A 24,128-nucleotide genomic window follows, 5' to 3' on the forward strand; every position below is an offset into this window, starting at 1 on the left:
TTACTCTTCGTTGTTTAAACGCTCCGTGATTGCTTCTTTAGCGACTTCACGATCGTCAAAATGATGAACTTCTTTACCAATAATTTGATACGTTTCATGCCCTTTACCAGCAATAATAATAATATCTTCTGCTTTCACTTTTGAAATCGCATAGCGTATCGCTTCTTTCCGATCAACAATTACTTCATAATTATTCCCTTTTGCACCGTTTATCATATCATCTAAAATAGCCACTGGATCTTCACTTCTTGGATTGTCTGATGTGTAGATTGCTTGAGATGCATATTTAGTTGCGACACTTGCCATCACCGGTCTTTTCGTCCGATCTCTATCACCACCGCAACCAACAATACAATATACATCACCTTTTGCGAACTGTTTCGCTGTTTTCAGTACGTTCTCCAAACTATCCGGTGTATGTGCATAATCGACAATAACTGTGTAATTCTGTCCGCCATCAACAACTTCAAAACGCCCAGGAACACCAGCTAGCTGTTTAATTACGTCAATAATTGTTTGTAAGTTCACGCCTGAAACAAGCCCTGCTGCTGTAGCAGCTAATACATTGTATACGTTGAACTTACCAATTAATTTCATCGTAACATTTACACTTTCATATGGTGTTACAAGTGTAAATGTTGTGCCACCGCTCGTCATAACGATATCTTTTGCCATAATATCACTTGAAACCTCTATACCGTATGTAACGACAGTAGCTGCCGTACTTCTCATATACTCTTCCGCGACTGGATCATCACTGTTTAATATAGCGTACTTTTCACGATTATGATTAAAACTATTGCCAAGCTGCGCAAAAAGCAATCCCTTCGCATGTTTATATTCTTCCATCGTATTATGATAGTCTAAATGATCTTGTGTTAAATTCGTAAATACTGCAACATCATAATCGCATCCGTGTACACGACCAAGATCTAAAGCATGAGACGAAACTTCCATTACTGTGCTATCCACACCTTGTTCAACCATTTTTGAAAACGTCTGTTGAAGTGTTAGTGCATCTGGTGTTGTATTCTTCACCTCTAATGTTTCATCACCGATTTTCATATTAATCGTTCCAATTAGCCCTGTTTTATGACCATGTGCGCGCATAATTTCATCCATAATATGCGATGTTGTTGTCTTTCCATTTGTACCTGTAATACCGATTAAATGTAACTTGTGTGTTGGTTGGCCATAAAAGTAATCAGCTAAAACCGCTAACGAACGAAAAGTATTTTTCACAAGTACAACTGGAACGTCAACATCAATTGGTCTTTCCGCAACAATAGCAGCCGCTCCTTGTGCGGCTGCTTGCTTAGCAAAGTCATGGCTATCAACCGTATATCCTTTCATACATACAAATAAGCTTCCCTCTCTCACTTTACGTGAATCAGCTTCAATAGATGTTATTTCTGGATTTTCTTTTGGAACAACTGGAAAATCATGCAAACATGATACAAGTGTATGCAACTTCATTTCACTAAACCCTCTCTACATTGTTTATTTATCTCTTATTTTTAAGTTAGTACCACGTTACCTCCTAGTCATATAAAAACTGGAGGTAAGTGCTACTACAGTCTAATAAATAGACTTATTTATTAATGAGACACTTTTCGTCTCAAATAAAGCAACTCTTCTATAAAGAACTCACTTCCACCAATTGTACCATAAAACACAATCTGTTACCTTTAATTCCCGAAGTAAATTCTAATTTTCGAACCTTCTTTAACTTTCGCACCAGCTTCTGGTGATTGTTTAATTACTTTCTCTCCATCACCACTTATATCAAGCTTCAAATCGACAAGTTGTGTTTGTAAATCTTTCTTCGTCATACCAATTAAATTTGGAACTTCCACAGTTGGTGTATCGCCCCATTTATATTCTTTCTCAACTTGCTCTTTTCTCGGCTCCACTCCCATAACAGGAAGTGCATCTCGAAGAATATTCCCAACAATTGGAGCTGCAACAACTCCACCAAATTGAGTGACTCCTTTCGGATTATCAACAGCAACGTAAACAACAATTTGCGGATCATCTGCTGGAGCAAAACCGATAAAAGATACAATATAGTTATTATCTAAATATTTTCCATCTTTCACCTTTTGAGCAGTTCCGGTTTTTCCACCTACACGATATCCATCAATATAAGCGCCTTTACCAGATCCTTTCGCTACAACATTCTCTAATGCATAGCGAACTTTCTCTGAAGTTTCCTTGGAAATAACTTTTCTTTTCGCAACAGGCGTCTTTTTGCTGACAACTTGATTATTCTTTGGGTCAATAAATTCCTTCGCTATATAAGGCTGATACAAAGTTCCACCATTTACAGCAGCCGCTACTGCCGCTACTTGTTGAATCGGTGTAACAGAAACACCTTGCCCGAATGAAGTCGTTGCTTGCTCGACTGGGCCAACTTTATCTAAATTAAATAAAATCCCGCTACCTTCACCTTGCAAGTCAATTCCGGTCTTCTGTCCAAAGCCGAAATTGCGAATGTATTTAAACAATCGGTCTTTGCCAAGACGATCACCGAGTTCAATAAATCCTGGGTTACAAGAGTTTTGAACTACCTCTAAAAACGTTTGGCTACCATGGCCTCCAGCTTTCCAACATCGCAATCTAGCTCCACCAACTTCAGCTGCTCCATCATCATAAAACGTATCTTTCTCTAAGTCTACTAAATTTTCATTCAAGGCTGCAGCTAATGTAATAATCTTAAATGTTGATCCAGGCTCATACGTACTCCATACAGGCAAGTTTCTATTATATACTTCCGGAGAAACACTTTGAAAATCTGCTGGATCAAAACTTGGTCGACTTGACATACCTAAAATTTCACCATTTTTCGGATTCATCGCAATTGCTATCATACCATCTGGATTATACGTCGATTCCGCAATATTCATTTCTCTTTCCATAATCCTTGTAATGCGTGAATCAATTGTTAATCCTAAATTCAAGCCGGCTTCTGGTTTTTTGAAATCATCACCAACATTAGGCATTCTCTGTCCTTTCGCATCTGCAAAAAATCGCACATGACCTTTATCACCATTTAGCTCTTTGTCATAATATTTCTCTAGCCCCATAAGCCCTTGATTATCACTGCCCGCAAATCCTAATACGTGTGATAAAAAATTACCGAATGGATAGTACCGGATAGAATCTTCCGCGATATAAACACCCTTTAAGCTTAACCCCCGTACTTCTTTCGCTTTGTCATGCGATATTTTCCTTCCGCCTTTATCAAGCCTTACAATTGACTCTTTTTTTGTAATCCGCTTATAAATATCATCTTTTTCCACACCTAATACTGCAGCTAACTTCTCTGCAGTCTCTGCTGGTTTTTCAATTTGCCTCGGCACAACAAAGACGGTCGGTGCACTTTTATTCGTAGCAAGCTCCACACCATTTCGATCTAAAATTTTCCCTCGCTCTGGTTCAAAAGTAATATTACGACTCCATGAATCCTTCGCACGATCCGTTAACATATTCCCAAGAAAAAATTGCACATATCCAAGACGAATATCGATGATGGTGAAAATGAGTATTCCCGATATAAGTATAAAAATAAGTCGTTTTCTAACTGTTACATTTGATACACGCATATTGGAACAAGCCTCCCTTACGCCTAGCTTGTTCCAATATATGCTTGTACTTATTTAATTAGAACTTCTTCCCTATTACCATTATGGCTTTTCTGCTTCTTGCTGCGGCTCAAGTGGTGGTACGAGTGTTACATCTAATTCTGTACCAGGTTGCAACAATGTTCCTTCCGCCACACTTTGTTCCGTTACATACCCTGTACCAGAAGGTTTTAAGTTAAGCTTTAATGTTTTTGCTAAATTCATAACATCACGCAGTGCCCATCCCTGTATATTTGGCATTGTAGGCTTATCTCCTACTAAGAAGACTCGATCACCCTTCAATGTTTGTTCAGTCGCTTTTGGCACTTGTTGCTGTACTTTCCCTTCACCTAATACGATTGGACGAAGTTTTGCTTTATCAATTGCTTTTTTCGCTTCTTCCATCGTTTTTCCGGTTACATCTGGAACGACAGTTTGTTGCTCTTTCACATATTTTTTCGGATCTTTTACTTCATTTGGCTTAATCTTTAAATACTCTAAACTATTCTTCGTTACATATTTAAAGATATCAGCTAAAGGTTGAGCCCCGTTTTCATCATCTTTTAATTTCGGCTGTTTAACGGCCAAATACACAACAAGTTGCGGATCGTCCATCGGTGCCATACCTAGGAATGAGAATATATAATTCTCTCTTCCTGTCATATAGCCACCTTTTCCGTCAGGAATTTGTGCTGTACCTGTTTTACCACCGACTGAATACCCATCAACTTTATATGCAGTTCCTGTTCCTTTCGGTGATGTAACAACACGTTCTAGTAATTGCCTTACTTGTGCTGCTGTCTCTTTTGAAACAGGTTTTCCTACTTCTTCTGGTTTATGCTCTAACTGCACTTTACCTGTTATTGGATCCACAATTTTATCAATTGTATAAGGTTTCATCATTTTCCCATCATTCGCAATCGCTGTTGCAGCTTGCACAAGTTGGATTGGTGTAACTGTAGAACCTTGTCCAAACGCTGTTGTTACTTGCTGTATTTGTTGATCAAATAAAATTGTATTTGACCCTTCACCAGCTAAATCAATATTCGTTTTTTCGTCTAATCCAAAACTATGAATATATTTTCGGAAACGTTCTGGACCAAGTTTTTGATCACCTAAAATTGCAAACGCTACGTTTGAAGAGCGCTCTACCCCTTCATCAAATGTTATAGAGCCCCATCCAGCGCCGCCGTTATGATCTTTTATTTTGCGATTACCCACTTGATATGTACCAGACTGATAAAAGTCTTGCCCATTGTATACACCTTCATTAATGGCCGCAGCTAACGTGAAAATTTTCATTGTTGATCCAGGTTCAAATGCATTTGCAATTGCATCATTAAAATAATAATCAATATTACGTTGATTCGGATCGTAACTAGGTTTACTAGACATCGCTAATATTTTTCCCGTTTTCGGATCCGCAACAATTCCTATTAAACTTTTCGGATCATAACGTTTACTCGCTTCTTTCATTGCGTCTTCTAAATAACTTTGAATACGTTGGTCAAGCGTTAAATACACGTTATCTCCATTTTTTGGTGCCTTTACATTCACTTTTCCACCGTCAAGAGATACTCCTTTACGATCACCTGTATAAGCTACCTCACCATTAGAGGCACCTAAATATTTATCCAAACTCTTCTCTAAGCCAAATTGACCTACTGAGATTCCGTGTTCATCCGGTTTCGCATGACCTATGACGTAAGATGCGAAATCTCCATTTGGATACACTCTCGCATTTTCGGTAATAAAAGAAATCCCCGGCAATTTCAATGCTTCTATTTGTTCTTTCTGTTCTTTCGTCAAGTCCTTGCCTAACGTTCCTAATTCCACTTGACTTTTATCCTTATTTAAAGCGGCTAAAATCTGATCTTCACCTTTTCCGAGTACTCCAGCGATTTTCTTTGCGGTATCCTCTTTATTCTCAACAGGTTTAGCACCTTTTAATTCCGCTACAATTTTATAGGAATTTGCATCTTGCGCTAACACATGACCATTTTGATCATAAATTGTTCCTCGATTCGCTTCGAGAACTCCTTTTTTACTATGTTTTTGCTCAGCAAGTTTCTTTAAATCATGATTATCCACTGTTCCTGTTACTTGTATGTAAAAAAATCGGGCTAATAACAGCAAAAAGAGCAGGAGGAAAAATATCATAAAATAACCTGCTCCTTTATTGGTATGAAATTTGGTCATATTTCTCTTCATCTTTTCTTCACACCTATTTGCCTTACTTCAGGCCCTTCACGTTATTCGCATTAATTTCTAGCCCGTGTTTTTTTGCAACTTCAGCGATACGTTCATAACGACTTAACTTCTCTACTTCAGCCTGCAATTCTTGATTTTCTTTTTGTTGCTTCACAATCTGTTCTTCTATCGTCGCTGCTTCTACATTAACTTGATAAAGACCCGCTTTATTTCCAATAAAAGCTACACAGGCATATATTAAAAAGCCAATAAACGCTACATACAACAGCTTTTCGATTCTTGTAATTTTCGCTTTTACTTTCGGCTTAACCATCTGCTGTGGTGGCGTTTGAATTTGTACCTCTTCTTGCGCTTGTTGTTTGTACTTAACAGCTAAATTAGTCATACCTCTCTCTCCTTTTTATCTTTTTTCAGCGATTCTCAACTTCGCAGAACGTGCCCGATTATTTTCTTCTAATTCGATATCAGAAGGTAAAATCGGTTTTCTTGTAATAAGTTTTAATTTCGGCTTAAATTCATCCGGGATTATCGGTAGTCCTGGTGGTAATTGCGGCGTTGTACTATTTCGCTTAAACGTCGTTTTACAAATACGATCTTCTAAAGAATGGAATGTTATAACACTAACTCTTCCGCCAGGCTTGACCATCTCAATTGCAGATTCCAACGCTTCTTCAAATACTTTTAATTCATCATTTACAGCAATACGAATCGCCTGGAATACTCGCTTCGCAGGATGTCCACCTGTTCTACGGGCCGGAGCTGGAATACCTTCTTTAATTAATTCCACTAACTCTCCTGTCGTTTCAATCGCTTTATTCTCGCGATACGCTTCAATCTTCCTTGCAATTTGCTTTGAAAATTTCTCTTCACCGTACTGGAAGAAAATTCTTACGAGTTGTTCATATGACCAGCTGTTCACAACATCATATGCTGTTAATGGGGCATCTTGATCCATCCGCATATCTAACGGTGCATCATGATGGTAACTAAAACCACGCTCTGGTGTATCTAATTGTGGGGATGAAACACCTAAATCGAATAAAATCCCGTCTACTTCTGTGATACCTAATTCATGTAGTTTTTCAGATAAATAACGAAAATTACTCTTCACTGTTACAAATTGTTCACCATAAGAAGAAAACTTTTCCTTCGCATTTTGAATCGCTATTTCATCCTGATCAAATGCTATTAATTTTCCGCCATCAGTTAGCTGGGATAATAAATAAGAACTATGTCCTCCTCCACCCAGTGTACAATCTACATATGTACCACCTGGCTTTATATCTAAGCCATCTACTGTTTCTTTCAAAAGTACTGTTACGTGTTTAAACATTGTTGCACCTACTCTTTTTCCAATTAATTATGTTGAATGCATCTCTTCCTCTAAACGCATATTTTACTACTAGAGAACGAAATGCTACTAAAGAACGACTCATTTAACTTACCAACAAAGGCAGCATACTATACAAATCGCTATTTTATTTTATTATATACTAAATTTTATCATCTTTTGCGGGAATTTAAATAAAAACCTGTCGAAAAAGATATTAATCCGTTTACATTTTGTGCTATTTTGTCATATATATATATCTGCTGCATAGCGATTCCGTACATTAATATAAGAATGATAATTCAGAAAAATTTCACTTCACAGTTAATTCGATGTAATAAAAATAAAATCCTGCTCCAAAGAGCAAGATTCTATAGTTTTATTACATGATGTTTTCCATCCCACGAAAAGGATTGTTTCATTACTCGGTCAACAAAATCAAGACCGAACTGATTTAAATAATAGCATACATTCCACACACGTTCTTGCGGTGCTCCTAACGGACGAAGCGCAAATTGTATACGACGGAATTTATTTAGCTGAACCTCATGCTTCTTCTCAACATTTCTTTTCAACATTCTTTCTAATAGTTCAATTTGTTCATTAATTTTCAGTTCATTTTTTCCTGCAAACTCACTTAATCCTGGATCTATTTTTTTCACAAATCGTTGTAATGATGTATGAATATCAATTATTTCTTTTTTCGCTTCTACAAATCGATCGCCTATTGGTTCCTCTATTTGATTCGAAAGCCAATTGTCACGTAAATTATCTATATTATTTAGAAATGGATCCATTTCTTGCAAGTCTAAATCGTATAAATCTGTCGCAATATCTCTCTCAATATAAGTAATTGTAAGACGCGGAACGACAGGTGGCATTTGGAAACCGACTGTATGGAACACTTGTTGCAATTCACTCCAATAAGCTAACTCCCCTGGCCCGCCAATAAACGCTAACGTAGGAAACATATACTCTTGCATAAGAGGGCGTGTGACAACGTTATTACTAAAACGCTCTGGACTTCTTTCCATCTCTTCCATCAATTCTTCATAAGAAAATGAATGTACTCCATCTTTTCCAACAAACTTCCCTTGATCCTCTTCAAGCAATACTCGCTCATTATCAATTTCCATGAATATATGCACCGCGTTAGACTTCGTTTCAATAATCGGTTTAAATCCTAGTTCCTTAATTACTTCCTGTTGATTATGAAGTCCTACTTGAATTTCTTTATATTTACTTATAATTTGTTGTAAGAACGGCACTTCTAATTTTCTTAATGCAGGATGATGTGAATCTACAAGAATTAAACCAGAATTCGCGAACAATTTCATAATAAGGTAAGCAAAGAAATCTACATACGTATTCGATTTATTCAAAGCATCATCAATAAATTGTAATACATCCTTTGTAAAATTAGTTTCTGGATATGTTTTAAAAATCTCCTCAATCCATTTTCTACAGTCTTCAATAGAAAGCTCAGACTCAGAAGCACTCGCCTTTTTCGGATGACGATCATGAAAAATAGTCTTTTTTATTTTTTTATTTTTCGTTACGAAAGTGTGATTAATCTCATCCATATCATGGTCTTCACCAGCAATCCAAAAGACAGGAACAACTCGAACCCCTAAGCTCTCTTCTTTTTCTTTCGCAAGCTGTAAAATTGAAATAATTTTATGCACTGTATAAAGCGGTCCCGTTAATAACCCCGCTTGTTGTCCAGCTATAACTACATATGTATTTTCATCTTCAAGCGCTTTTATATTTTGAATTGTAAATTCTCCGGCTTGTAATTGTGTATTATATTCTAATAAATGCGTTACTAAATCTTGACGAAAAAACTTTCTCTCGCGCAAATCATGTATACGCTGTTTAAAAGCATCTTCTGTTAACATATAATCAAAACATGACTGTATCTCTTTTTTACCGTTCATATAGTCCGCTACAACTCCTTGTAGTGGAACAGAGATTTCTTTTATCTCCATATAATTCTTCCTTTCGTATCCTGTTCTCTCACCAACCCACATTGTAGTCAATGTTTCACGTAAAAGCAAAGAATAACACTTATGCTTCTATTCCTTTTATTGCCTTGAACAGAAATTGTAGTGCCGGAACTGATTGTTGTTGTTCCTTAGCTTCTTCTAATACATATCCAATAATTGCATTAACTTCCGTTTGTCTATTCGCTCTTACATCCGCTAACATAGATGATGTATTATGAGATGTTCTTTCACATACCCGGCGTACCAGTTGCCATACCGTTTCTTTCTCTTCTTCTTTAAGAAGGAATGCAACTTCCTGAAATACTTGCTCCATCATTTGATAAAAATAAGGATTTGAAATTAACTCTCCATTTTGAACCTGCAATAATGCCGTCAATGGATTAATACACACATTGACTACTAATTTATTGCGCATAATCCCCTTCCAATCATCTTCTATCTGAATCGGAAAATAATCAAAAGGAAAACAATTAAATACCCTTTTAAAACAACTAGATTGACCGCGCACTACACCAAATTTTGTAACACCTATTCCAGTATGATGAACTGTATGTCCATCCTCTTTTTTTGCACCATGCTCCACAATCCCGACCGCTATTCGTTCATTCCCTAATTTTCGCATAATATGAAGGTGGGACATTCCATTTTGTAAAAAGATTAATGAAGATTCTCCCTGTACAAAAGGTAATATGTCAGTTATGTGATATTGCTTTACAGCAATAAATGTATAATCTAACTTGTTATTCAGCATACTTTCTATCGGTAAAATAGACGGAAACACTGTTTCACGTTCTCCATTCCTAATACACGTTACACCCGTTAAGTTTAATTCCTCCGCTTGCTTAGCGGTCCTTGTAAACAACGTAACATCTTGATTGCTTTTTTGTAAATAAAATGCATATAGGAGACCAATAGCCCCCGGTCCAACAATTCCAATTTTCATCTTTACACAAGGAACTCATAATAGTAATTTACATAAGTCTCCTTGTCCTCCCCCCTTTACATCTTACTAAATTACAATAACATAGTTGAGGATTCAATTATCTTGTAACTAATGCAACCTCTTCTTTCACTATGTATATACTACTTATATACATAGTTCTACTCTTAGTTTAGCAAATCCTCAAAAAAATAATGAAAGAAATATTCTATCTTCTTCATAAAAATTAAAAAATGAGTTATAATATTATTATAAATATTTATACTTTTCTGCATTCAACAAGATAAGAAAGGGATGTGATGTAATGATATTCCCAAAAGTTGAGCGTTTGCTCATCAATTATAAAACGTTAGATGAATTTAAAAAGTTTAAAGGCTGCGGAGCTTTAGAGTTATCCATGCTTGAAGAATTACAGGCAAATATTATTGAAAATGATAGCGAATCTCCATTTTATGGTATTTATTACGGAGGATCACTAATCGCGCGTATGAGTCTATATATGAAAAGGAACGGTGGAGAAAATTTCGAAATCACTGGTCCTTATATAGAACTCTATAAACTTGAGGTGTTACCAACTTTTCAAAAACAAGGATTTGGACAAATGCTCGTTAATTACGCGAAGCAACTACAATTCCCGATTAAAACGATAGCACGTGTCCAATCAGCAGGTTTTTGGGATAAATTAAATTTCCAAAAAGTATCAGTAACCGATGGTGAATTTTACATTTGGCAACCAGAAACAAATTTGAATGCGGTTACAAACGAAGGATCTGCTTAAGAAATAAAAAAACAGCTGCATAACAGCTGTTTTTTTATTTCTTTAACTTCTCCAATTTTTCATTCGCACGAACAACATCTCTTTCTTTTCCCTCTAATACCATTACACTTCTTTTTTGATCAATATAATCAAGTAATGTTCTATACTCTTCCTCATATACTGATAACCGCTCCAGAAGACGCGCTCTCTCTGTTTGTAATGATTCAATTTGTTGCTGCAACACAGTTGAATCTTTTTCATCTTTATAATTTTGCAAGAAATCAATGACATCATTTAATGTAAGAGACGTAGGTGCCTCCACCTTTGTCTCTCTCACTTCATAATTTTCCACTTTACGGAGTTGCTTCGCTTCTTCAATACGTTCTCTGTGCTGCTTCCTAACGTAAGAATTCCACCTAAATCCACATGCTGCAGGTGTACGAGACAAATGTCTTCCCACCTCTTTAAAAGCGGAAAGTTGCGTTCCACCTTCACGAATATGCCGGAGTACTACTTCTGCCAGAAGCAAATCTTCATCATCAGTCCAAGCATCTTGTCTTGTTGTCGCCATCTCTCTAGTCCTCCCTATGCATTTTTTATTAAGCATATGCAGTTACTAGAAAAGATAGAATACAACAAATAAAGAATAAGACAAAAAAAATAAACGTAGAAGATATCTTCTACGTTTATTTTTTGCAATTACTTGCTGATTACTTCTTTACCTTTGTAAGTACCGCATGCTTTACATACACGGTGAGCTAATTTCGCTTCACCACAGCTTGGGCACTCTACCATACCAGGTACTGATAATTTGAAATGCGTACGACGCTTTCTTTTTACTGTTTTAGAAGTTCTTCTAAAAGGTACAGCCATTCTTCCCACCTCCTTAAAAGAAATAGTTATTTTCATATGAAGGCCTGAACCAGTCTTCCGATTATTTGTCAAAAAACTTTGCAAGTCCTGCCAATCTTGGATCAACAGGCTTTTCTTTGTTTTCTTCCGAAATCACTTGCCAGTCTTGACCTTGCGTCGGTGCTCCACCAGAAACATCATCACTGAAAATTTGCATTGGAATCTCCAAAAGTATATTTTCCTTGATTACGGGCAGTAAGTCAAGTACTTCTCCTTCTAAACAATGAATTTCAGTTTCTGTTTCAAACTCCTCTTCAGAAGTTTGGAACACCTCAGTTGTTTTAATGTCAAATGGTAATGTCACATCTACTAAAGAGCGAGAACATGGTAAAACCATGCTTCCAGTTATATGTAGATGAAACGTAAACTTACCGGAGCCAAAATCAACTCTTCCTGTTACATGAACAGGATTAATTTCACGAATATCTTTCTCGACCTCTTTTAGCTCACTTACATCTACCATCTCATCCAATGTCAATCCTTTATTTCTCAATTTATTCAATTGATGGATGGACCATTTCATATCATATCACCTCAAGGCAACAAACAAAATTATAGCTAGCCATTTTATATTTGTCAATGTTTTTTCTTTACACTATAATGAAGTCATCATAGGAAATAATATATAGATTATCACGTTTTCCAAAAAGATGCTACATCGAAAGGAGAGATTACCATAAAAGCCAGTGGTATTGTTGTTGAATATAACCCTTTTCACAACGGTCATGCTTATCATGTGCAACAAACAAAAAAGTTAACACAGTCTGATATTATTATTGCCGTTATGAGCGGTCCTTTTTTACAGCGTGGTGAGCCTGCACTCATCTCCAAATGGTATCGTACCAAAATGGCCTTAGCAAGCGGCGTAGACCTTGTTGTAGAGCTTCCATATGCATTTGCAACACAAAAGGCTGAAACATTCGCAAATGGCGCAATTTCCATTTTAAACGCCCTTCGTGTTTCTGAAATTTGTTTCGGTAGTGAAGATGGGCAAACTGAAAATTTTTATAATACCATTTCTGTACAAAAAAATGAAGAAGAGACTTTTAATCGTCTTGTAAAACAATTTATGAACGAGGGGAATAGTTACGCAAAAGCAACATCTGAAGCCTTTCTACGCATCTTACCACCCGAAAAAAACGTAGATATGTCACAACCAAATAACATTTTAGGCTTACAATACATCAAGGCAATTCTCTCACAAAATAGTGCCATGCAAGTACAAACTATAAAAAGATTCGCCTCTCATTATCATGATGAAACATTTCATAATAAACATATTGCAAGCGCAACAAGTATTCGTAAGCAACTATTTAGCGAAAACAGTTCATTTTCAACTATTGAGCCTTTTATCCCGAAAACGTCTGCTTCTCTTTTAGAAAATTACAAGCAAAACTACGGTATGTTACATAACTGGGAAAATTACTTTTCGTTTTTCAAATACAAACTCATGACCATGTCTTCTCAAGACTTACAACATATATATGAAATGGAAGAAGGTTTAGAGCATCGTATTTTATCAAAAATACAGGACAGTTCATCGTTCCATTCATTCATGGAGGCATTAAAAACAAAACGTTATACATGGACTAGATTACAAAGAGCTTGTACACATATTTTAACAAATACAACGAAGGAAGAAATATACAATGCAAATATAGAGCAATACGCGCCGTATATCCGTCTACTTGGCATGTCACAAAAAGGACAAACTTACCTTTCTAAAAATAAGAAAAAAATAGATCTCCCAATCCTTACCCATACAAAAACATTCAAACACCCTACTTTAGACATAGAACGAAAAGCAAATGCTGTATATTTCTCCATAATGAAAGAACCGATACGGACACAATCGCTAAAGCAAGACGCAACGCATCATCCAATTCGTTACGACGAAACAACAACAAGATTCTTATAAAAAAACCTCTCTTTCTCAGAGAGGTTTACTTTTTTTCGCCCATTTTTTCCAAATACTTCAACGCATCATCCAATGTATCCACTGGTACAATTTTCATCTTTGTTTTAATATCTTTTGCAGCCTCAAGCGCATCTTTATAATTTGATTTCTCCGCACCTTTTTCATTCGGCGCAAAGAATACCTCAGCACCCGCATCACTAGCAGCTACCACTTTTTGCTGAATACCACCAATTGGACCAACTTCTCCTTGTTCATTGATTGTACCTGTTCCAGCTATTTCATGTCCTTTTGTTAAATCCTCTTCAATAAGCTGATTATAAATTTCTAATGTGAACATTAAACCTGCTGATGGTCCCCCTATTTCATGGGAATCAATTTTCACTTTCGGATCCACTACTAATTCTCTTTCCGTAACGATAGAGACCCCTATACCAACGCGTCCATTTCCGTTAGGAATTGTCTTTACATTTAAATTTTCTTTAAACTGTTTTCCCCCTCGCTTATATTCAATATTTACTGTATCCCCTTCTTTTTTTCCTGTCATATACTCAATAAATTGTTCCGTCTTGTCAAATGTTTTTCCATCGACAGCTATAATAACATCCCCAAGCTTCAGCTTTCCTTCTGACGGCATACCCTTTGCTACACCTGCAACCAGTACACCTTTATTTTCAAAAGAAACAGAACGATTTGCACGTTTATAAGCATTATAGATTGCTGCATCTTGCGAATCTTTCATTGCATAATTTTGGCGAAATTGATATTCTTCATCACTCTCGCCTCTTTGTAATATTTCTTCCGCTTTCGAAATATGTGTATATTTATTAAACTGCGCGGCTATTAAATTCACCACATTTGCAGGTCCCATTGAGACAGTGACAAGCATGAAATCACCAGACTCTTTCGTCCCACCATCCACTTGAACGTATGGCGCTAATTTCGCCGCCATACCTGGTTTTGTTACATAGTACGGCAAACGTACATAAACAAGTAGCATCGCCAATATAACCCCTATTAAAATTGCATAAATAAACCGAAAACGCTTAAACATTATGTTTCTCCTTCCACTGCTCAATTAGTAAATAAATGTTTGAAATGTGTTTTTCTGCTTCCACTTCTCCGACCCTAATAATGTCTTCAATATGTGTAAAAGCACGCGAACTAAATTGTTCTACAGCTGGTCGCATCATTAAATCTGATGCTATTTGCCGATTCAACACAAGTTCATGTTGCATAATTTCAATACTTTGCATAATCACATCATAAATAGATGTAACCTCTCCATTCACCTTAATCGGAGATACATCAACAGCAATAACAATATCAGCACCTAAATCTTTTACAACTGATACTGGAATACGGTCAATTACTCCTCCATCTACTAATAAGCGGCCATCTATTTTTTCCGGAACAAACACCCCCGGTACAGATATACTAGCTCGAACTGCCTCTGCAATCGGACCGCTTGTAAAGACAACTTTTTCCCCCTTCAAAATGTCAGTAGCCACAACAGCTGTTGGGATATCTAACTCTTCTAAATTTTTATTATATGTAAACATTTTAATCATATCTTTGATACGTTTTCCAGCAATAAATCCCATTTTAGGAACTGTAAAATCTAAATAATATTTCCTTTTAAAAACAGCTGCCAATTTATACAGTCTTTCTACGTTACTACTCGCTGCATAAAATGTGCCTATTAATGCTCCTATACTACTACCTGCTATCATATGAATAGGGATGCCAGCTTCCCTTAACACTTTTATTACCCCAATGTGAGCAAAACCTTTCGCACCTCCAGATCCAAGCGCTAAACCGATTTTTGGTTCCTTCATTTTTCTCACCCTTTAATTTTTTTCATTCCTTTTTCATACTTATGGTCTAAATTCACCACATATCCACGTATACTGAAATGAACGTTTTTGGGACAAAGGGGGATTTTCTTACATGTACGAAAAATGGAAAACTGCTTTTCTTACCATATCAATGTTATTTTTAACCTTTTCTCTTGTACTCCACCCCCAAGCTGCCTTGCAAGCTTCAATTCGCGGGTTAAATATATGGTGGGAAGTTGTATTCCCTTCACTACTACCGTTTTTCATCATTGCGGAACTTCTAATCAGTATTGGTATTGTAAAATTTATCGGTGTTATATTAGAGCCGCTAATGCGGCCACTTTTTCGTGTTCCAGGGGTAGGCGGGTTTGTTTGGGCAATGGGAATGGCTTCAGGATTCCCTGCTGGCGCCAAATTAAGCGCTAGACTACGCAAAAGCAATCAACTAACACAAATTGAAGCAGAACGACTCGTATCTTTCACAAATTCTTCTAATCCACTTTTTATTTTCGGAGCTGTTTCTATCGGTTTTTTCAATAATCCGAAATTAGGGTTTGTATTAGCAGCTGCACATTATATAAGTAACTTTGCCGTCGGATTAATTATGCGTTTTTACGGCAATAACGATACCTACATAAAAGACAAACATACTATCCAAAAACGTCCCTTTCAAAACCCTTTCTCAGTCCTCCACCAAACGCGTATGCAAGAAAAAAGACCAATCGGAAAACTACTCGGAGACGCTATCGTTTCTTCTATTCAAACATTACTCATGATTGGTGGGTTTATTATTTTATTCTCTGTTTTAAATAAAATGATTACTGTTTTCCAAATTACAGAAGCGCTTTCTTTTATTATGCAACATATTTTATCATTCTTCCAACTAACATCCGAATTTAGCATTCCGATACTATCTGGTATTTTTGAAATGACACTTGGAAGCCAAATGATTAGTCAAATAAATGAAACCACACTTCTTCAACAAGCGATGGTAACAAGCTTCATATTAGCATTTAGCGGTCTTTCTATTCAGGCTCAAGTAGCAAGCATATTAGCGGAGACAGACATCCGCTTTAAACCATATTTTTTAGCGCGAATTATCCAAAGTATTTTCGCTCCTATTCTCACTTTTATATTTTGGGGACCATTTTATGAAAAAGTTCATTCTTTCTCACCTACACAAGAAGATATACCCGTATTTTTATTGAATCATTCTTCTGCACTTAATGATGTTTGGACATCGTTTATACACTACGGACCTATCTTCACTTTATTTTGTTTATATTTATATGTTATCTTACTGTTTTTACGCATTAATAAAGTGAAACTTTAATCCGTGGAGGTTTTGTTCATCCCCCTACAGATTTTATTAGCCTTCACCAATCGGGCTTTTACGGGCAGCCCGACTCCCACCTAAATTCATTGCTTCAGCCGAGGTTTGAGGTTTGAGTCTTACTGTCCGCAAATAGAGGGATAAAGAAAAACCCCGTTCACTTTAACGGGGTTTGAAACTTTTCTTTTAAAGCACGCTCTACAACTGGAGGAACAAGGTCTACTACACTTCCACCATATCTTGCAACTTCTTTCACAATACTCGAGCTTAAAAATGAGTATTGATTGTTTGTCATAATAAAAAAGGTTTCGATATTTTCATCTAATTTTCGATTCATAGAAGTAATTTGCATCTCATATTCAAAATCAGAAACCGCTCGTAACCCGCGTAAAATCGCATTTGCATTACGCATTTTTGCATATTCCACTAATAATCCACTATGTGAATCAACTTTTACATTCGGGATGTCCTTTGTTGCCTCTTTAATTAACTCTAGGCGCTCTTCTACTGAAAAAAATGGTTTTTTTGATGAATTGTTTAATACAACTACATACACTTCATCAAATACTTTTGCTCCCCTTTTAATAATATCCAAATGTCCAAGGGTAATTGGATCAAAACTTCCTGAAGAAATAGCTATACTTGTCATTCTGTCCCCTCACCTTCATACTTATAAATCGAAATTGCTGTAATCCCATAATTTTCTGCTCGCACTTTTACAAGTTCTCCTATAGAATCAGGTAAAACTACGTCATCGCCATGTTCTGCCATAATTAATCCATCTTCATTTAACAATCCATGTTGATCCATCACACTAATTAAAGATACAATTCTTTGATCTTTATATGGAGGGTCTATTAGTATAAGATCGAATGATATTTCACGCTTTATAAGCGCCTTTACCGCACGCTCTGCATCATTTCGATACACTTCAGCTTGTTCATGTATTCTACAGCTTTCTAAATTTTGATGAATTACTTTTATCGCTTTACTATCTCGGTCAACAAAAATCGCTTTATCAATCCCTCTACTTATGGCCTCAATTCCAAGGCCACCGCTACCACCAAATAAATCAAGAGCGATACCACCATTATAATAAGGACCTATCATATTAAAAATAGATTCTTTCACTTTATCTGTCGTTGGCCGTGTTGTATTACCAGGTACCGCTTTAAGTGGGTGCCCTTTACATTTTCCTGAAACTACTCTCATCTGTTGTCACTACCTTTATTTCAATCTATCGAGCGATTACAGCAAATCCATCCGAATTCAGTAACCGCTACCAAACCATACAATTCTTCACTAATTCGTTACTTAACCAATAGAGAACTTTAGTTAAAATAACCGTTCGCTATTTCCTACATATTCATCTCACTATTTGCGAACAAGAACCCTTTATGTACATCAGCTCTACTTTACCTTTTTTATCCTATCATAAAATAAAAAAAAGAAAAATAAAAAGCCAAACATAAATTTTAATTTCATTATGTATATCTTCATTTAGATTGGACATAAATAAATATAACAACATCACCTTCGATGTTGTTGCCAACCGCGGAGAAGACTTACGTTTCCCCATAAGTTCTTCCTCCGGTTTCTCCTCTCCCTTTGCCTTCTTACTAGTACATACTAGTATTAGAAGGGCCCTGCTTTGCAGGGTTTTTTTCTTTGTCTACTTTTCATTTAAAAAGTGAGATGGTACAGTAAAAGAAAGAGGAGGAAAAAATATGATTCAACGCTTTATAGAACTCGGAGAAGGCTACTCTGACTTATATGAATTACTTGAAATTGCCAAAACAAACCAAGAACGTGTAACACATATGTTACAATTTGAAACTGTAAAAAACGAAAAAAAAGTGTGTTCACTTGTTGTAATACTAAAACCGACAACTACTGGCGATTTCCAGCCATTATACATATGTCGTGAAGGCATTCCTATACTTGAAAATAAAAAAAGCAAACGTGTCGTTTTATTTGAAGAAATGGCAGAACAAATAGGAAAAAAAGTTACACCCTTTACTGTAAAACCATCAACAACTTTCCCTGAAAAAGAACTATTTTTTAATCATCTGATTGGTATTTTACGAATGAACAATTTCATTCCTCCAATGAGATAACACGTTATTTCAAGTGAAAAAATCCCCCACTGAATTTAGCGGGGGATTTTTTCACTTAGCTATAATCGTATTCTTTTGCCCGGTCAGGACGCGAATTTTCGAATTCCGTTTTTAAAAACGGGCGATACGACTGTTCTACTTTTTTTACAAAAGGAAGTTTATTCAATTTTTGCATCATATGCTCAATTTGTTCCATATCACAATATACAACGGCATATTTCAATCGTTTTGATATGTAATGAATGTTACCATATTTCCTTAAAATCTTGGCATGTTTCAATGAATGTAAATAAACAATCATACTTTGTCGTTGCCCGAACATAATCTTCTCCATCTTCTCCTTTTTAAAAACTTATATTCTTATATTTTATGAAAACCAATCAGAAATTTATGACATTATAGGACAAACTCTGTATACGTTTTCTTCTATATTCTAAAAAACAGGGTAAATTACCCCGTTTTTTTACAACCACAACCGCCTCCGGTACCACAGCCACCGCCACAGCCACCCACATCAAAAAATGGATTTCCTGTTGGAACTTTAATGGAAGATGACACCTCAGAACCAATTGCTACACTAACTTCATCTAATAACTTTTGTAAATCAGTTTCTGCTCTTTTAAAGGCTGCAACCTTATCATGCAAATCTACAGAACGCTTTAATTCCCTCATTTTCGTCGAAACGAAAGTATAGTCAGGATGATATTTACCAAAACGTTGCACTTCTTCATATCGCTCTTTCATCGCTGTAAATTGCTGAATTAACGTCTGGACTTCCATATCTTCTTGCAAATCCTTATAATACTTACGATAATCTTCTGCTATATCTGAACAGATAATCGCTTTTGCAAGCTGCTCTGCCTTATCTAAAATCAATACGCTTTCCAGCGTCGCTACAATCATGAGAGACACCTCCGAGTATTCATCATAACACATTTGGAACAGAACTACTAATTGAAGTGTCTCACCTAAAAGAAAGATATGATTCTAACTAATTTCCATACAATTCCCTTGTACTTTTATACAATAATATGCTCCGCAATATTATATTTAAGAACATCCCATTTCCCACCATTTTCTTTCACGTAGCTAATACATGCATTTTTTAATGGCGTTTTAAATGTAATTTCATCTGGCGCAATTGCGTGTAAAATCGCTTTTATTGCATGTGAATGCGCAACAATGATAATACGTTTATCTCCATGTGTTGCTGCAACCTCTTGTAATGCGGTAAAACAGCGCTCTACAATCTCTTCATCCTGCTCCATTCCTTCTACATTACCTTCTGCAATTAACGCCCTAACGGCCGCAACTGGTTTCCCAGAAGCTTCCCCAAAATTACGTTCCATAAATCGTTCATCTAATAAAATAGATTGCAATCCAATAGCCCCAGCAATTTCCTTAGCCGTTTCTTGCGCTCTAATTAACGGGCTACTTATAATTATATCCCACGATTCCGCTTGCAAGGCAGCTGCACTTTGACTCGCTTGCTTTTTCCCAACTTCGTTGAGCGGAATATCTTCGCGCCCTTGAATAATCTCTTGAAAATTCCAATCAGTTTGTCCATGTCGTACTAAACAAATTTCCGTCATGCTGCAACTCCTTTTTTAATAATCCGATTCTATTGTAACAAAAGTTTTGCATAACGGACATAGTTTTCCCTTCCAATTTTACGTCGCATTTTGCTGCTTCATATACTGGAACATATCAATCATAATTGAGGCAACCGCCAATTGATTTTGAAATTTTTCTACTTTATCTGGTATCGTTTTTTTGAAATGTTGCATGGCAGCTAACTCAAAAGCCTCTTTTTCTTCTGGATTACGTGTTAATTTCCGGTACCAGTATGGCTGTTCCCGAATATAACGAGCTAAATCCTCATCAGCCTTTATAAACTCCATAAGCTCTGCTCTCATCCTCTTTCCCCCTAATCCTTTTGAAAGAAAAATGGATTATTTTCAGAAGTATTTTGTTCTTGCTGCGTGCGGTTCCCTTGAAATTGTTGGATAACTTGCTGCACACTACCAATCGCACTCGTTACATTTGCTAAATGGTGTTGCATTTGTTCTACGTCTAACTTTTTAAAGAAAGAAAGCATTTGCCCCATCACATCAGCAGTTTTTTCCTCCTCAGTTCGATTTTCTTTTTCTTCTTTATTTTCTTTTACTGAAGAAAAAGCAGGTGCTCCATCAGGTCTATACGCTGCCCATATTTGATCTTCTTCACCAAGTAAGTACCATTCTTCATAAAATTGCTGCCAAGTTTTTTGACCACTTCTAACCTCATGAACCATTTTAGGGTGATGGTTTACAAACTCTTTAAACTGTTGAACCGATGGATGTAACGGTCCTTTTGTTGTTGGCATACTACTCACCTCTTCATGTATATCTACTATATTGTAAGAAAAAAAAGGCACATGGTTCGCCTATTTTTAGACGATTCATGCACCTTTTTATTTTCGGATAAAGTTTTGAGTATAAAATTTATCATATACCCCAACACCTAATCCAGTAAATTGTTCATTTAATAAATTCTTTCTGTGCCCCTCACTATTTAACCAGCCTTGTACAGCTGCAATTCCATCACTATGTTGCGCGGCTATATTCTCACCAGCAAGTTGAAAAGCCACTTGCCCACGTTGCAAACGATCTCCTAACGTACCAAAGGTGGGAGAATCGTGTGAAAAATAATTATTATCTTTCATATCTTTACTATGGCCAAATGCAACATCTGCAGTTTGTTGATCCCATGTTAACAACGGTAATTGATGACGACTTCGAATAATATTTGTTAAGTCGAGAATTTGTTGCATATTTCCATTTTCTACTTGCTTCATTTTTTCTGGCGTCAACGGCTGTTCTGCTATTAATTCACCTGAATAAACAAGCTGATATGGTCTTTGGCGTAATAACGTTTCATCATCCATATAACGAACACCAACAAGTTCATGTGTAAAGTGATCAAAATATAATTGTGCCCACCCATCTTCTACAGGGATTAGTGGTTGTTCCATTACTTCCGTATCAGATAACTCAAATTGATAACTATTCTTTCCTCTTTTTAATGAAATCTCATGTGAAAGCGGATTCTTTTTATATACCTCTTCATACTTTTCATTTATATAATAGGGAGCTACCTTGACTTGATCACCAGCAACATACGCCGTTACAACTTTACGTTCAGCAACTCCAAATTGAACATACTGAGTTAAATCTTGATTATACACCCACCATTCATATCCATAAGCAGACGGCTCTATTCGAGACGGTTCGCCCCACTTTGCTAATAAATTCTCAGGATCCCCACCAATCATATTTAAAACAGTGTCTGTGGATTCTTCATTTACTTGCTTTTTCTTTTTCACAATTTTATTTTCTTGCTTAGAGTGCGATGGAGTTAATATATATTGTGAAACGAGTAACTTCCCGTATAAATCAACAGCTAAAATTAAAAATGTAATCATTACGATACGCAATAATTTCTTCAAACGATATACCTCCTGAACAAAACATAAAATTGAGATATACACAAAGCCTTTTCTTTCCTTTTTTTGTGTGTACCGTACTCTTTTCACTATATCATATTTTCACGAAAAAAGTCTGGATTATCCCTTTTCTCTCAATATGAATTGCACTTTCTTACTATTCATACTATTATAAAAATAATAAAACACCATAAAAAGAAGGAGGTATTCTATGCAATTTACAAATACGAAGTTTAATGGTGCAGTCATTGATTTAACTCTTTTAACTGAGATTATGGAAAACAATCATTTTGTACTTGCTGGACAATGGGATTACGAACGCGTTACATATGATTATAAATTTGAAATATTAAAGGATATTTATTATTTACGCGTACAAGGTTTTGCTGTTGAAGGTGACATCGGCAGCAGACACGCTCAAGTAAAACTATTGCCACCCTTATTAGGAAAACATTATTACCCTCACGGCGTTGAATATGGTGATGACGAGATTTTCCCAACGAATGTACTTCAAAAAAGCGAACAGCTCCTACTAAATATTGAAAAAGAGTTGAAAGAATTTCAAATTATTGAGTAAATAGAACAAGCGCATCAATATGATGCGCTTGTTCTATTTATCTTTCCTAAGAATGAATCGTCTTTTTGACTGGATACCCATAAATGGATCCATCTTTTACTTTAATCTCATCTTCCCAAGGGACTTTATATTTACCTTCAGCTAAATCTTTTACAAACGTATACGGGTTTTCTTTCACCCCACCAGGAGTCGCGACATACCCCCTTGAACCTAAATTATATATATTATTTTCTAGACCCCATCCTAATCTAGCCTGATCTGCTAGCTCTGGATATACTTCAGCAGTAACAATCTCCCAAGGGTTTCGGTGTCCCTGCACTAAAGTAGTCCCATCAAAATTACATACTTGTCCTTCACCAAAGTAATAAAATACACCATCATAACCCGCTAAGTTCACTGACAATGTATACATTAAATTTTGCCATGCATTTGAACGATTGGTTAACATCCATTGTTCACTAACTTGTGTGCTATATCCAGAAATACGAATCAAGACATTTGCACCTTTATAGGCCGCTTCACGAGCTACTTCAGGAAACATGCCATCATGACAAATACAAACAGCTAATTTACTTCCTCCAGGTCCATCACAAACAGGTAAGCCTAAATCTCCAGCTTTCCAAGGTTCGACTGGCACCCAAGGATTTAACTTACGATACTTCAAAATCATTTCACCTTGTGGATCAATAATAATTGCTGTATTATACGGTTCTCCACCATCAGGATTTCTTTCCATTATAGAAAAAACACCATATACTTCAGATTCTTTACATGCCTCAGCAAATAAGTCCGTTTCTGGCCCAGGCACTGAACATAAAAACTCTTCTGTAGTCCATTTTTTTGTATTGAGCCCTTGTGTACTATATTCAGGAAATACTATCAATTCTAATCCAGGGTAGCCTGATTTAGTTGAATGAATTGTTTTTATGATCTGTTTAATTTGTTTATCAATGTCTGCACGCGACTCCACTACCGGTACTGGATATTGAATTAACGCTGTTAAAAAACCACTAATCGGCTTTACCATACTTCCACTACTACCCATTTAAAATCCCCCTTAAAATAGTTTGTGTTTATTAAAGAAA

The 24,128-nt window shown here is 36.2% G+C and carries 26 protein-coding genes; 5 read left to right on the forward strand and 21 right to left on the reverse strand.

Annotation, left to right across the window (positions count from 1 at the left end; translation table 11 throughout):
• From ACTFQM_RS14560 to panE, 7 genes are all read right to left on the reverse strand, one after another.
• Window positions 1–1,476 carry a UDP-N-acetylmuramoyl-L-alanyl-D-glutamate--2,6-diaminopimelate ligase gene (locus tag ACTFQM_RS14560; protein WP_440034978.1) on the reverse strand — a complete coding sequence of 492 codons (1,476 nt, stop codon included), beginning with the start codon at window positions 1,474–1,476 and terminating at the stop codon, window positions 1–3.
• 212 nt (window positions 1,477–1,688) lie between these two features.
• Window positions 1,689–3,605, reverse strand: a complete 1,917-nt coding sequence (locus ACTFQM_RS14565) for a stage V sporulation protein D (RefSeq protein ID WP_002173162.1) — start codon at window positions 3,603–3,605, stop codon at window positions 1,689–1,691.
• Between the two features lie 81 nt (window positions 3,606–3,686).
• Window positions 3,687–5,834 carry a penicillin-binding protein gene (locus ACTFQM_RS14570; RefSeq protein WP_440034981.1) on the reverse strand — a complete coding sequence of 716 codons (2,148 nt, stop codon included), beginning with the start codon at window positions 5,832–5,834 and terminating at the stop codon, window positions 3,687–3,689.
• 22 nt (window positions 5,835–5,856) lie between these two features.
• On the reverse strand, window positions 5,857–6,219 hold the full coding sequence (gene ftsL, locus ACTFQM_RS14575) for a cell division protein FtsL (RefSeq protein ID WP_002173164.1): 363 nt from the start codon (window positions 6,217–6,219) through the stop codon (window positions 5,857–5,859).
• A gap of 15 nt (window positions 6,220–6,234) precedes the next feature.
• Complete coding sequence (rsmH, locus tag ACTFQM_RS14580) at window positions 6,235–7,167, reverse strand: 16S rRNA (cytosine(1402)-N(4))-methyltransferase RsmH (protein WP_002173165.1); 933 nt, start codon at window positions 7,165–7,167, stop codon at window positions 6,235–6,237.
• A 368-nt stretch (window positions 7,168–7,535) separates the two neighbouring features.
• Window positions 7,536–9,152, reverse strand: coding sequence for a bacillithiol biosynthesis cysteine-adding enzyme BshC (bshC, locus tag ACTFQM_RS14585; protein WP_440034983.1), 1,617 nt, complete (start codon window positions 9,150–9,152; stop codon window positions 7,536–7,538).
• A 79-nt stretch (window positions 9,153–9,231) separates the two neighbouring features.
• Entirely contained in the window at window positions 9,232–10,113 is an 882-nt protein-coding gene (gene panE, locus ACTFQM_RS14590; protein WP_440034985.1) for a 2-dehydropantoate 2-reductase, read from the reverse strand.
• A 301-nt stretch (window positions 10,114–10,414) separates the two neighbouring features.
• On the opposite strand from panE, the gene ACTFQM_RS14595 reads away from it, so the two are divergent.
• Complete coding sequence (locus ACTFQM_RS14595; protein ID WP_440034987.1) at window positions 10,415–10,888, forward strand: N-acetyltransferase; 474 nt, start codon at window positions 10,415–10,417, stop codon at window positions 10,886–10,888.
• Window positions 10,889–10,922: 34 nt separating this feature from the next.
• On the opposite strand, the gene ACTFQM_RS14600 is transcribed toward ACTFQM_RS14595, so the two are convergent.
• The 3 genes from ACTFQM_RS14600 to ACTFQM_RS14610 form a co-directional block, all read right to left on the reverse strand.
• The gene (locus tag ACTFQM_RS14600) at window positions 10,923–11,438 is read right to left on the reverse strand and encodes an RsfA family transcriptional regulator (protein ID WP_440034989.1); all 516 of its coding nucleotides are present in this window, start codon (window positions 11,436–11,438) and stop codon (window positions 10,923–10,925) included.
• A 128-nt stretch (window positions 11,439–11,566) separates the two neighbouring features.
• On the reverse strand, window positions 11,567–11,740 hold the full coding sequence (gene rpmF, locus ACTFQM_RS14605; RefSeq protein WP_001984764.1) for a 50S ribosomal protein L32: 174 nt from the start codon (window positions 11,738–11,740) through the stop codon (window positions 11,567–11,569).
• 61 nt (window positions 11,741–11,801) lie between these two features.
• Window positions 11,802–12,302: a YceD family protein gene (locus ACTFQM_RS14610; protein WP_048374014.1), complete on the reverse strand. Its 501-nt coding sequence runs from the start codon at window positions 12,300–12,302 to the stop codon at window positions 11,802–11,804.
• 213 nt (window positions 12,303–12,515) lie between these two features.
• Here ACTFQM_RS14610 and ACTFQM_RS14615 point away from each other — a divergent pair, with 213 nt between their 5' ends.
• Window positions 12,516–13,697: a nucleotidyltransferase gene (locus ACTFQM_RS14615; RefSeq protein ID WP_002173171.1), complete on the forward strand. Its 1,182-nt coding sequence runs from the start codon at window positions 12,516–12,518 to the stop codon at window positions 13,695–13,697.
• Window positions 13,698–13,722: 25 nt separating this feature from the next.
• Here the strand turns inward: ACTFQM_RS14615 and ACTFQM_RS14620 are convergent, their stop codons facing one another.
• Window positions 13,723–14,748, reverse strand: coding sequence for a SepM family pheromone-processing serine protease (locus ACTFQM_RS14620; RefSeq protein WP_328045899.1), 1,026 nt, complete (start codon window positions 14,746–14,748; stop codon window positions 13,723–13,725).
• A complete protein-coding gene (locus tag ACTFQM_RS14625; RefSeq protein WP_440034992.1) occupies window positions 14,741–15,532 on the reverse strand; it encodes a patatin-like phospholipase family protein in 792 nt (263 codons plus the stop codon). Before ACTFQM_RS14625 ends, ACTFQM_RS14620 begins: the two co-directional genes overlap by 8 nt.
• A gap of 112 nt (window positions 15,533–15,644) precedes the next feature.
• Between ACTFQM_RS14625 and ylbJ the strand changes: the two genes are divergently transcribed.
• The gene (gene ylbJ, locus ACTFQM_RS14630) at window positions 15,645–16,865 is read left to right on the forward strand and encodes a sporulation integral membrane protein YlbJ (protein WP_265621685.1); all 1,221 of its coding nucleotides are present in this window, start codon (window positions 15,645–15,647) and stop codon (window positions 16,863–16,865) included.
• 157 nt (window positions 16,866–17,022) lie between these two features.
• On the opposite strand, the gene coaD is transcribed toward ylbJ, so the two are convergent.
• Complete coding sequence (gene coaD, locus ACTFQM_RS14635) at window positions 17,023–17,514, reverse strand: pantetheine-phosphate adenylyltransferase (protein WP_025147769.1); 492 nt, start codon at window positions 17,512–17,514, stop codon at window positions 17,023–17,025.
• The gene (gene rsmD / locus ACTFQM_RS14640; RefSeq protein WP_440034994.1) at window positions 17,511–18,077 is read right to left on the reverse strand and encodes a 16S rRNA (guanine(966)-N(2))-methyltransferase RsmD; all 567 of its coding nucleotides are present in this window, start codon (window positions 18,075–18,077) and stop codon (window positions 17,511–17,513) included. Before rsmD ends, coaD begins: the two co-directional genes overlap by 4 nt.
• A 515-nt stretch (window positions 18,078–18,592) precedes the next feature.
• Here rsmD and ACTFQM_RS14645 point away from each other — a divergent pair.
• Window positions 18,593–18,982, forward strand: coding sequence for a DUF7147 family protein (locus tag ACTFQM_RS14645; RefSeq protein ID WP_002173177.1), 390 nt, complete (start codon window positions 18,593–18,595; stop codon window positions 18,980–18,982).
• A gap of 55 nt (window positions 18,983–19,037) precedes the next feature.
• Here the strand turns inward: ACTFQM_RS14645 and ACTFQM_RS14650 are convergent, their stop codons facing one another.
• The 6 genes from ACTFQM_RS14650 to ACTFQM_RS14675 all read right to left on the reverse strand — a co-directional run bounded on the left by ACTFQM_RS14650 (window position 19,038) and on the right by ACTFQM_RS14675 (window position 22,469).
• Window positions 19,038–19,304: a YlbG family protein gene (locus tag ACTFQM_RS14650; protein WP_002088292.1), complete on the reverse strand. Its 267-nt coding sequence runs from the start codon at window positions 19,302–19,304 to the stop codon at window positions 19,038–19,040.
• A gap of 128 nt (window positions 19,305–19,432) precedes the next feature.
• Window positions 19,433–19,885 carry a YlbF family regulator gene (locus tag ACTFQM_RS14655; RefSeq protein ID WP_025147766.1) on the reverse strand — a complete coding sequence of 151 codons (453 nt, stop codon included), beginning with the start codon at window positions 19,883–19,885 and terminating at the stop codon, window positions 19,433–19,435.
• A gap of 116 nt (window positions 19,886–20,001) precedes the next feature.
• Window positions 20,002–20,574, reverse strand: coding sequence for a histidine phosphatase family protein (locus ACTFQM_RS14660; RefSeq protein ID WP_440034998.1), 573 nt, complete (start codon window positions 20,572–20,574; stop codon window positions 20,002–20,004).
• A 78-nt stretch (window positions 20,575–20,652) separates the two neighbouring features.
• Window positions 20,653–20,898 (reverse strand): YlbE-like family protein, encoded by a 246-nt coding sequence (locus ACTFQM_RS14665; RefSeq protein WP_002173180.1) that lies wholly within the window; start codon window positions 20,896–20,898, stop codon window positions 20,653–20,655.
• Between the two features lie 11 nt (window positions 20,899–20,909).
• Window positions 20,910–21,347, reverse strand: coding sequence for a YlbD family protein (locus tag ACTFQM_RS14670; RefSeq protein ID WP_048374018.1), 438 nt, complete (start codon window positions 21,345–21,347; stop codon window positions 20,910–20,912).
• Window positions 21,348–21,434: 87 nt separating this feature from the next.
• Window positions 21,435–22,469 (reverse strand): CAP domain-containing protein, encoded by a 1,035-nt coding sequence (locus ACTFQM_RS14675; RefSeq protein ID WP_440035000.1) that lies wholly within the window; start codon window positions 22,467–22,469, stop codon window positions 21,435–21,437.
• A gap of 208 nt (window positions 22,470–22,677) precedes the next feature.
• On the opposite strand from ACTFQM_RS14675, the gene ACTFQM_RS14680 reads away from it, so the two are divergent.
• Window positions 22,678–23,043, forward strand: a complete 366-nt coding sequence (locus tag ACTFQM_RS14680; protein WP_048374020.1) for a YugN family protein — start codon at window positions 22,678–22,680, stop codon at window positions 23,041–23,043.
• Between the two features lie 46 nt (window positions 23,044–23,089).
• On the opposite strand, the gene ACTFQM_RS14685 is transcribed toward ACTFQM_RS14680, so the two are convergent.
• Complete coding sequence (locus ACTFQM_RS14685; protein ID WP_440035002.1) at window positions 23,090–24,088, reverse strand: formamidase; 999 nt, start codon at window positions 24,086–24,088, stop codon at window positions 23,090–23,092.
• Window positions 24,089–24,128: the final 40 nt, after the last annotated feature.

It is taken from the genome of Bacillus cereus group sp. MYBK30-2 (assembly GCF_051915945.1).
GTDB classification, from domain to species: domain Bacteria; phylum Bacillota; class Bacilli; order Bacillales; family Bacillaceae_G; genus Bacillus_A; species Bacillus_A paramycoides.

Coding starts and splice junctions, on each gene's coding strand:
- ACTFQM_RS14560 (WP_440034978.1), bottom strand. CDS start 1,476: ATGAAGTTGCATACACTTGTATCATGTTTGCATGATTTTCCAGTTGTT.
- ACTFQM_RS14565 (WP_002173162.1), bottom strand. CDS start 3,605: ATGCGTGTATCAAATGTAACAGTTAGAAAACGACTTATTTTTATACTT.
- ACTFQM_RS14570 (WP_440034981.1), bottom strand. CDS start 5,834: ATGAAGAGAAATATGACCAAATTTCATACCAATAAAGGAGCAGGTTAT.
- ftsL (WP_002173164.1), bottom strand. CDS start 6,219: ATGACTAATTTAGCTGTTAAGTACAAACAACAAGCGCAAGAAGAGGTA.
- rsmH (WP_002173165.1), bottom strand. CDS start 7,167: ATGTTTAAACACGTAACAGTACTTTTGAAAGAAACAGTAGATGGCTTA.
- bshC (WP_440034983.1), bottom strand. CDS start 9,152: ATGGAGATAAAAGAAATCTCTGTTCCACTACAAGGAGTTGTAGCGGAC.
- panE (WP_440034985.1), bottom strand. CDS start 10,113: ATGAAAATTGGAATTGTTGGACCGGGGGCTATTGGTCTCCTATATGCA.
- ACTFQM_RS14595 (WP_440034987.1), top strand. CDS start 10,415: ATGATATTCCCAAAAGTTGAGCGTTTGCTCATCAATTATAAAACGTTA.
- ACTFQM_RS14600 (WP_440034989.1), bottom strand. CDS start 11,438: ATGGCGACAACAAGACAAGATGCTTGGACTGATGATGAAGATTTGCTT.
- rpmF (WP_001984764.1), bottom strand. CDS start 11,740: ATGGCTGTACCTTTTAGAAGAACTTCTAAAACAGTAAAAAGAAAGCGT.
- ACTFQM_RS14610 (WP_048374014.1), bottom strand. CDS start 12,302: ATGAAATGGTCCATCCATCAATTGAATAAATTGAGAAATAAAGGATTG.
- ACTFQM_RS14620 (WP_328045899.1), bottom strand. CDS start 14,748: ATGTTTAAGCGTTTTCGGTTTATTTATGCAATTTTAATAGGGGTTATA.
- ACTFQM_RS14625 (WP_440034992.1), bottom strand. CDS start 15,532: ATGAAGGAACCAAAAATCGGTTTAGCGCTTGGATCTGGAGGTGCGAAA.
- ylbJ (WP_265621685.1), top strand. CDS start 15,645: ATGTACGAAAAATGGAAAACTGCTTTTCTTACCATATCAATGTTATTT.
- coaD (WP_025147769.1), bottom strand. CDS start 17,514: ATGACAAGTATAGCTATTTCTTCAGGAAGTTTTGATCCAATTACCCTT.
- rsmD (WP_440034994.1), bottom strand. CDS start 18,077: ATGAGAGTAGTTTCAGGAAAATGTAAAGGGCACCCACTTAAAGCGGTA.
- ACTFQM_RS14645 (WP_002173177.1), top strand. CDS start 18,593: ATGATTCAACGCTTTATAGAACTCGGAGAAGGCTACTCTGACTTATAT.
- ACTFQM_RS14650 (WP_002088292.1), bottom strand. CDS start 19,304: ATGTTCGGGCAACGACAAAGTATGATTGTTTATTTACATTCATTGAAA.
- ACTFQM_RS14655 (WP_025147766.1), bottom strand. CDS start 19,885: ATGATTGTAGCGACGCTGGAAAGCGTATTGATTTTAGATAAGGCAGAG.
- ACTFQM_RS14660 (WP_440034998.1), bottom strand. CDS start 20,574: ATGACGGAAATTTGTTTAGTACGACATGGACAAACTGATTGGAATTTT.
- ACTFQM_RS14665 (WP_002173180.1), bottom strand. CDS start 20,898: ATGAGAGCAGAGCTTATGGAGTTTATAAAGGCTGATGAGGATTTAGCT.
- ACTFQM_RS14670 (WP_048374018.1), bottom strand. CDS start 21,347: ATGCCAACAACAAAAGGACCGTTACATCCATCGGTTCAACAGTTTAAA.
- ACTFQM_RS14680 (WP_048374020.1), top strand. CDS start 22,678: ATGCAATTTACAAATACGAAGTTTAATGGTGCAGTCATTGATTTAACT.
- ACTFQM_RS14685 (WP_440035002.1), bottom strand. CDS start 24,088: ATGGGTAGTAGTGGAAGTATGGTAAAGCCGATTAGTGGTTTTTTAACA.